We start from the raw sequence: 6,150 nt of genomic DNA, 5'->3' as shown, positions 1-6,150 counted from the left end.
GGCGAGTGAGTCGTGTAACTCGCGCGCAATGGTGGCGCGTTCTTCCATTAATAACAGTTTTTGTTTTTGTAGCAAGCCTTGCTCAAAGCGCAATACCTTGGTGATGGTTCGGCAGTAACTGGTGACTATAGCGACCCGGTTTGGTGGCACTTCGGGTAACACTAAATAGCCATAACGTTCTTGGTTCAACTCCAAGGCAATCGGTGGTGTTAGTTCAACTTCACCCGCTTGGTAGTTTACGTCCATGCCTAGTTTATTAAGTTGTAGCTTTGCGCCCCTAATGCCTAGGGTTTCGCAGAGCAGTTGCAAAGACTGCTGGAAATGTTGCTGGTTTAAGGTGCTGTTAAAGAGAATTTGTTCCAAATTGTACAGGAAGTTGAGATCTTGGTTGGCGCGACGAAGCTCTTTAGTTTTCTCTTTGACCTGATTTTCCAGCGTTTGATAACTGCTGTCTAAATCTTGCGACATTGAGATGATCCCTCTTGCCAGGGTTTCCATTTCGATGCTGGCATAACGAGTGGGAACGGAAATTTTAAAATCGCCACTTTGCACCTGGCGCACCGCTTCAACCAGTCGATAGATCGGTTTAGAAATATTACGCTGAATGTACCAAAGGGTGTAAATAGCGATTAAGGTGATGATGACAAAGGCGAATATCTGCAAGAAAGTCAGAGAAAAAACCTTTTCCTCAGAATTGTATTGGGTTTCGGCAACAAACTGATCAATCAGATCAACAAAACCCACCACATGATGGTCGAAGTAAAGTGTGTCATGATTCACTACATAAGGCTTGAGTTGCTGCCAACGTTGCTTAACCTTTAAGTAGCGCTGGTTCATTTCGCTACCTTGTTTGGCGACTTTTTGTAGAGCTGGGCTGTTTAAGGAACGTTCAAAGTGAGCAATTTTATCAGCTATCGCTTGGTCGTTAACATTCAGCGCATGCGCCATACGATAGCTTTGCATTCGTAACGAGCCCGCAATATTAATCGCTTCAGCGTCATTTAAGCTATTGACTAATGTAGTAAGCGAGCCCATCGCCACCAATGCAAAAAATACCATCATCAAGCTGAGTAGCCGAATGACGGCGGTGGCGATAGAGCGTTTCCCAAAATAAAGCTTCAACTAGAAGTCCTTGTTAAATAGATAATTTGATTAAACTCGTATCTGTCATTAAGTGTAACTTTTACAAAGCACTTAACAAATACTATTTTTTTGCATAGCATTAACAACATCACCGAAGTCTAAATTGACCTAAGTCCTAATGATATGGCGTTTAGACCCTTAGCATTGACTAAGCAGGGTAAATCTCAGAAATGGTTTTGCCTCCCGTATTTGGAAAGGTTGATTTATGTTATCGGACGCGTTTAACCGACAGTTTTTCTACTTGCGTTTGTCGCTCACCGACGAGTGTAATTTTAAATGTAACTACTGCCTGCCTGATGGCTACCACTGCGAGGCGCCTAAGCAGAATCTCAGTTTGTCTGAAATCGAGCGGTTGGCAGCTAGTTTCGCTAGCCTTGGCACCAACAAAATTCGTTTAACTGGCGGTGAGCCTAGCTTACGCAAGGATCTTACCGAGGTAATGGAAATTTGTGCCAATACCCCCGGTATTAAACAGTTAGCTATGACCACCAACGGCTTTCGCTTGGCTTCTCAGGCTAAACGCTGGAAACAAGCCGGTTTAAGCCACATCAACGTGAGTGTTGATAGCCTCGACCCCCGTCAGTTTGAGTTAATTACCGGTACTAAAACGTTCACCAAGGTGATGGCCGGTATTGATGAAGCCTTAAACCAAGGTTTCAGTGCTGTTAAGTTAAATGCCGTGCTGTTAAAGGCCGAAGCACAGCAAACCTTTGAAAAATATTTACAATGGATAAAGCAACGCCCGGTGGAGGTCCGTTTTATCGAGCTCATGCAAATGGGCGAGCGGCCAGAGTATTTTGCTCAGCACCATATTAATGGCGCTGGGTTTAAGCAGTACCTGTTAAGAGAAGGCTGGGAGCAGCAAATTCGCGCCCACAATGCCGGGCCAGCGCAGGTTTTTCATCACCCAGACTACGCAGGTAAGATCGGCTTAATCATGCCCTATGCCAAAGATTTCTGCGCGACATGTAATCGACTAAGGGTTTCTTCTCAGGGTAAGTTGCACCTCTGCCTGTTTGGTGAAGAGGGTGTTGAGCTGCGTGATTTACTGCAACAACCAGAGCAACAGGCCGCTTTATGCCAGCGTATCGAATCAGCCCTACAAACTAAAAAAGTCAGCCATTTTCTTCATCAAGGAAATACCGGCGCGACTCCTCACCTTGCTTCCATCGGCGGATAAGCTTTAGTGCGTGATAAATATCACGCACTATAATTGATCTAAGTCAATCATTTTAACAAACACCTCTTTAGAGGTATGTTATTGAATGTTAATAAAATCTACGCTTGACCCCAATAAAGCTAGGGTTGTTGCTGATCGTTGCTGGTTGAGGTTAAGCATGGGGAGAATTAATGTCTATAGACCTTTCTAAACGGCGTCTGTTTAGTCAAAGCCCTAGCTTAAGAAGTAAACAACATCATCGCCTACCGTGGTTGAAACAGCCGATAGAGCAAGGTTGTACCCAGTGTGGTGAATGCATAAAAACCTGCCCGGAAAAGATAATAGTAAAAGCGAGTGGTGGCTTTCCCTTGGTGGATTTTACTCAGGGTGAATGTAGCTTTTGTTATCAATGCGCCGCGGTGTGCCCCGAAGGTTTGTTTCACGAGCAGCATCAAGCCGCTTGGGATAACAGTATCGCGGTGCTTGAGACTGCTTGCCTGGCGCAAAACGGCGTTTATTGCCGTAGTTGTAGTGACAACTGTGAACAAGCTGCCGTCAGCATTCGGCCTTTAATTGGCGGTAAAGCCGAGGTGAGGGTCGATGATGATAAATGTAATAGTTGCGGTGCTTGTATTGCCGCTTGCCCAAGTCAAGCCATTGAGATTAAGGAAGTACTATGAGCGATGAATACCATATTAGCAGTGCGGTGGTGCTTTGTAAGCCCGATAAAATTCAGCAGGTTATTGCGCAAATTGGCGAGTTTGCCGGTTTGGAAGTTCATGGTTTTAATCCTGAAGGCAAAATCGTGGTCTCTATCGAGAGTAACAAGCGCCACAATATCGTTAGTACCTTAGAAGATATCGCTAAGTTAGATGCTGTGCTCAGCAGTAACTTAGTTTTTCACCAATTTGAATCAGCTAGTGAGGAAGTATCATGAAATGGACTCGCCGACAATTTGTTAAAGCGAATGCGGTAAGTGCCGCAGCCACGGTTGCGGGGATCACATTACCAGCCAGTGCCACCAATCTGATTACTTCATCAGAGAAAACCGAAATGACTTGGGCAAAAGCCGCATGCCGCTTTTGTGGTACAGGTTGTAGTGTATTGGTAGGCTCGCAAAACGGCAAGGTGGTGGCCACCCAAGGGGATCCTGAGTCGCCAGTTAACCGCGGTTTAAACTGTATTAAAGGCTATTTCCTTTCCAAAATCATGTACGGTAAAGACCGCTTAACCACGCCCCTACTGAGAATGAAAGACGGTAAGTTTGATAAACAAGGCGAGTTTACTCCGGTGTCTTGGGATCAGGCCTTTGATGTCATGGCGGAAAAATGGAAAAAAGCCATCGCCGATAAAGGGCCGACTTCGGTGGGCATGTTTGGTTCTGGTCAGTGGACGGTGTGGGAAGGTTATGCCGCAGCCAAGTTGCATAAAGCGGGCTTTTTAACTAACAACATTGACCCCAACGCGCGCCATTGTATGGCTTCTGCTGTGGGTGGTTTCATGCGTACCTTTGGTATCGATGAACCAATGGGCTGTTATGATGATTTAGAGGCTGCCGACGCTTTTGTGTTGTGGGGCTCTAACATGGCCGAAATGCATCCGATTCTTTGGTCTCGCTTAACCGATCGCCGTTTATCCGCGCCGCATGTAAAAGTGCACGTATTGTCTACCTTTGAACATCGTAGCTTCGAGTTGGCTGACAATGGCATTGTATTTACTCCCCAGACAGACTTGGCGATTCTCAATTACATTGCCCATTACATTATTGAAAATGACAAAGTGAATTGGGACTTTGTGGATAAACACACCCACTTCAAACGTGGTACCACCGATATTGGTTATGGCTTGCGTCCAGAACACCCATTGCAGCAAGCTGCGGCTAATCCTGATTCTGGCAAGATGGTGGATATGAGCTTCGATGAATATCGGGAGTTTTTAAAAGATTACAACCTAGAAGCAGTATCGGCTTTATCTGGTGTACCGGCAGAAAAACTAGAAGCCTTGGCTAAAGATTATGCCGATCCAAAGGTTAAAGTCACCTCTTTCTGGACTATGGGCTTTAACCAACATACGCGCGGCGTATGGGCAAACTGTTCTTGTTACAACATTCATTTGTTAACCGGAAAAATTTCTGAGGCGGGTAACAGCCCATTCTCACTAACCGGCCAGCCATCGGCGTGTGGTACGGCTCGTGAAGTAGGTACCTTCTCGCATCGTTTGCCTGCTGATATGGTGGTGGCGAATCCTAAACACCGTAAAATTGCTGAAGACATTTGGCAGCTTCCTGACGGCACCATCCCGCCTAAGCCTGGTTATCACGCGGTATTACAAAACCGCATGTTGAAAGATGGTAAATTAAATGCGTATTGGGTGATGTGTAACAACAATATGCAGGCCGCGCCCAACATGAACGAAGAAGGCTTACCCGGTTACCGTAACCCCGAAAACTTCATTGTTGTATCTGATCCTTATCCAACAGTGACGGCTCAAGCGGCCGACTTGATCTTACCCACCGCAATGTGGGTGGAAAAAGAGGGTGCTTACGGTAACGCCGAGCGCCGAACTCAGTTTTGGCATCAACAAGTGACGGCACCGGGTGAGGCTAAGTCAGATCTTTGGCAGCTGGTTGAGTTTTCTAAACGCTTTAAAGTTGAAGAGGTTTGGCCTGCCGAGTTGCTGGCTAAAAAGCCGGAATACCAAGGTAAAACCCTTTACGATGTGCTGTTCCGCAACGGCGTAGTCGATAAATACCCATTAGAGCAGATAGATTCGCCATTAAATGATGAATCACATGACTTTGGCTTCTATTTACAAAAAGGCTTATTTGAAGAATATGCCAGTTTTGGTCGTGGTCATGCTCATGATTTGGCCGACTTTGATACCTACCACCAAGTACGTGGTCTACGTTGGCCTGTGGTGGATGGCAAAGAGACTCGCTGGCGTTTTCGCGAGGGTCACGATCCTTATGTTAAAGCTGGGCAGGGCGTGCACTTTTACGGTAAGCCAGATGGCAAAGCCTTTATTATCGCCACACCTTATGAACCAGCAGCGGAGTCCCCTGATCAAGAATATGATCTATGGCTCAGCACGGGTCGGGTATTAGAACACTGGCATTCAGGCTCTATGACACGGCGAGTACCTGAGCTGTATCGAGCTTTCCCTGACGCGGTATTGTTTGTGCACCCTGAAGATGCGGCACAGCGCGGGCTTAAGCGTGGTGACGAAGTTCTGATTCAATCACGTCGCGGAGAAGTGAAATCACGGGTGGAAACTCGCGGGCGTAATCGGCCACCAAAAGGCTTGGTATTTATGCCTTGGTTTGATGCTAAACAGCTCACTAATAAGCTGACCTTGGATGCAACGGATCCTTTGTCTAAAGAAACTGATTTTAAAAAGTGCGCCGTGAAGTTGCTTAAAGTTTAAGGCTTTATTCAGAATTATTTGCCGAGGTGGCGGAGAGATTATTATGAAAATGAGAGTGATTCTATCAGGGTTAATCGGCGGTTTGCTGCTCTGTGGTGCAGTTGTTGCCAACGACTATGTCACTAATGGGGGCCTGCAGTCCTTGCGCGGTAGCACTGAGCTAGATAGCCAGCAAGACGCTCAACAAATGAAAAAGGTGGTTGAACAAGCTAAACCTTATGAAAACGATTATGTTTTCCAACCCCCTTTAATTCCACATCAAATTCGTCATTACGAAGTGAATTTAAATGCTAATAAATGCCTGTCGTGCCATAGCTGGAAAAATGCCAGAGATAGCGGAGCCACTAAAATCAGCGTGACTCACTATGAGGCAAGAGATGGCGAAGTATTGTCTGATGTGTCGCCCCGTCGCTACTTCTGTTTGC

Annotated in this window: 6 protein-coding genes and 1 riboswitch; of the genes, 5 read left to right on the top strand and 1 reads right to left on the bottom strand. The window is 46.1% G+C overall.

Going from position 1 to position 6,150, the window contains the following annotated elements:
* Window positions 1-1,122 (bottom strand): type IV pili methyl-accepting chemotaxis transducer N-terminal domain-containing protein (locus tag ACQY6Q_RS12180; protein ID WP_427981779.1); only part of this gene is annotated, 1,122 nt, incomplete at its 3' end.
* A 99-nt stretch (window positions 1,123-1,221) separates the two neighbouring features.
* Window positions 1,222-1,360, top strand: a riboswitch (molybdenum cofactor riboswitch).
* Here ACQY6Q_RS12180 and moaA point away from each other — a divergent pair.
* The 5 genes from moaA to ACQY6Q_RS12155 form a co-directional block, all read left to right on the top strand.
* The gene (gene moaA, locus ACQY6Q_RS12175; RefSeq protein WP_427981777.1) at window positions 1,349-2,323 is read left to right on the top strand and encodes a GTP 3',8-cyclase MoaA; all 975 of its coding nucleotides are present in this window, start codon (window positions 1,349-1,351) and stop codon (window positions 2,321-2,323) included. It overlaps the preceding riboswitch by 12 nt.
* Window positions 2,324-2,493: 170 nt before the next feature.
* The gene (gene napF / locus ACQY6Q_RS12170; protein ID WP_427981775.1) at window positions 2,494-2,982 is read left to right on the top strand and encodes a ferredoxin-type protein NapF; all 489 of its coding nucleotides are present in this window, start codon (window positions 2,494-2,496) and stop codon (window positions 2,980-2,982) included.
* Entirely contained in the window at window positions 2,979-3,239 is a 261-nt protein-coding gene (locus ACQY6Q_RS12165; protein ID WP_427981774.1) for a chaperone NapD, read from the top strand. Before napF ends, ACQY6Q_RS12165 begins: the two co-directional genes overlap by 4 nt.
* On the top strand, window positions 3,236-5,725 hold the full coding sequence (gene napA, locus ACQY6Q_RS12160; protein WP_427981773.1) for a nitrate reductase catalytic subunit NapA: 2,490 nt from the start codon (window positions 3,236-3,238) through the stop codon (window positions 5,723-5,725). The genes ACQY6Q_RS12165 and napA overlap by 4 nt, the downstream gene beginning before the upstream one ends.
* Window positions 5,726-5,768: 43 nt before the next feature.
* Window positions 5,769-6,150: nitrate reductase cytochrome c-type subunit (locus tag ACQY6Q_RS12155; protein ID WP_427981771.1), on the top strand; the 382-nt coding region annotated here is incomplete at its 3' end.

The sequence above is a fragment of the Agarivorans sp. genome, from assembly GCF_050295395.1.
GTDB lineage: Bacteria > Pseudomonadota > Gammaproteobacteria > Enterobacterales > Celerinatantimonadaceae > Agarivorans.
This window is presented reverse-complemented; position numbering and strand designations above follow the sequence as displayed.

Excerpts from the sequence above, each read along its gene's own strand:
- moaA (WP_427981777.1), top strand. The coding sequence starts at position 1,349 with ATGTTATCGGACGCGTTTAACCGACAGTTTTTCTACTTGCGTTTGTCG.
- napA (WP_427981773.1), top strand. The coding sequence starts at position 3,236 with ATGAAATGGACTCGCCGACAATTTGTTAAAGCGAATGCGGTAAGTGCC.
- napF (WP_427981775.1), top strand. The coding sequence starts at position 2,494 with ATGTCTATAGACCTTTCTAAACGGCGTCTGTTTAGTCAAAGCCCTAGC.
- ACQY6Q_RS12165 (WP_427981774.1), top strand. The coding sequence starts at position 2,979 with ATGAGCGATGAATACCATATTAGCAGTGCGGTGGTGCTTTGTAAGCCC.